Origin of the sequence: Campylobacter concisus, assembly GCF_902460575.1 — a bacterium.
GTDB lineage: Bacteria > Campylobacterota > Campylobacteria > Campylobacterales > Campylobacteraceae > Campylobacter_A > Campylobacter_A concisus_AW.
This window is the reverse complement of sequence record NZ_CABPUY010000008.1, coordinates 16,625-18,284: the sequence shown is the minus strand read 5'-3', so window position 1 is coordinate 18,284 and position 1,660 is coordinate 16,625. Positions and strand designations below refer to the sequence as shown.

Here is a 1,660-nt window from a genome sequence, read left to right as displayed (position 1 = left end):
AAGATAGACTAGAGCTTCCAGGATTTCCTAAAGATTGGGATGATAGAACACTTTCTCTTTTTATCGACTCCACCCTCCTAGAAGCCAAAATAATGTCCCTAACCCCACCAGAGGGCTATCCAAATGCACCATACTACAACACACCAGAAGAGCTAACAAGACTATATGAGACTGGTAAATTAGATAAAAAGCTAAACCCTCTAACACCAGTTATGTATAGAGATAGCTTCCCAGAAGATCTTAGGCAAAAGATATTAAGCTATGCTAAAGAGCATAATATAAAGGATTAGCAATTTAACATCAAGCAAGTAGATTATGGTTTATAGAAGGAAGCATACATTCATATAAACCATATGTCTAATAGCATACCATTTCAACTTTTGCTTTTAATACACTAGCATTTATATTTGTAGCATATGTTCCAAGTAAAATTTTATACTGCTTCTCATGTCCTACTATTTGAGCTATGATATTTGGCTCTACTTCTTGTTGGACAAGCGTATCTATAAAATAGTGCCTAAACGAGTAAAAAGTCTTTTGTTTGTCGCTGCTTATTAGCTTTCGTTGTATTTGAGATCTAAAAATTTCTGAAAAGTCTTTATTGCTTACTTTAAAGATGCTTTTATTTGCACTAGCTCTTTGTTTTACAAACTCCATTAGTCCAAACTCTATTAGCTTACTATGAACTGGCACAAGCCTTATGGAATTTATGTTTTTAGTGCTTTTGCCATCATCTCTATTTATGCTAAAGCAAAGCACATTATTGTGCTGCACAATGTCACGTGCTCTTAGCTGGACTATCTCGTTTATCCTCATACCACTATATGCTGCTATCATAGTTATATAGTATAGATCATTTGCACTTATACGTTTGCTCGGTGACTTGTTGGTCTCTTTAAAATTTTGGACTATTTTAAAGATAGCATTAGCCTCTTCTTTGCTATAAGGCAGAACCTTACGCTCCATCGGATTTATCTCTACTTTTACGTTTAGGTCATTTACGATGCTCTTACTTATGTAGTCACTGTTATAGCAATACTTAAAGAACTGCACTACTCTTATCATATATTTTTGTATGGTTACTTGTGATAGCTTGGCATCATTTTTGCCCATGTGTATTATCTGCTCTAGGCTTTTATCTTTATATTTGGCTTTTTGGTTTAGCTTGGTTGGTATGTGAGCCAAAGTATTTCTAAATTTAAGCAGATCATCTCGTGATATGGATGTAATGTCCTTATTTGGATGAAAGAATTTAAATAATATATTACCTACTATATTTACCAGATCCATAGTGCTACTTGACCACTTTTGACTAACGCTAGTGTTAGCTGTAAAATTTTCAAATGCCGTTTTTAGTGTGATGATCTCCCTTCTCTCTATCTTTTTTTGACTAGGAGAACATGGCACTATCTCGTATTCTTGTACTGCCTCATCGTTTAAGCTACCCATGTCAAAGCTGCTATCTCCTACTTTTATGCGCTTGCCTATTAGATGGCTATTGCTAGTTAGTATCTGCTCCGCATCCCTCTCATCACCTTTTGTTTTTACTAGCTTAAAAGGAGTGTTAAGTCCGTATTGTTGCTCAGCAGTTGCCATTATGGCATGTGAGAAATTTTTAGCTAGACTTTTGATATCTTCTTTTTTAAGAGGTAGCCCATTT

Annotated in this window: 1 protein-coding gene and 1 pseudogene; one reads left to right on the top strand and one right to left on the bottom strand. The window is 35.1% G+C overall.

What is annotated here, in order from left to right; all coding sequences use genetic code 11:
* Window positions 1-290: pseudogene (locus tag F3G76_RS11265) on the top strand (thioredoxin reductase); the annotation flags it as partial.
* A gap of 67 nt (window positions 291-357) precedes the next feature.
* Here F3G76_RS11265 and F3G76_RS11260 read toward each other — a convergent pair.
* Window positions 358-1,660: site-specific integrase (locus F3G76_RS11260; RefSeq protein ID WP_149706670.1), on the bottom strand; the 1,303-nt coding region annotated here is incomplete at its 5' end.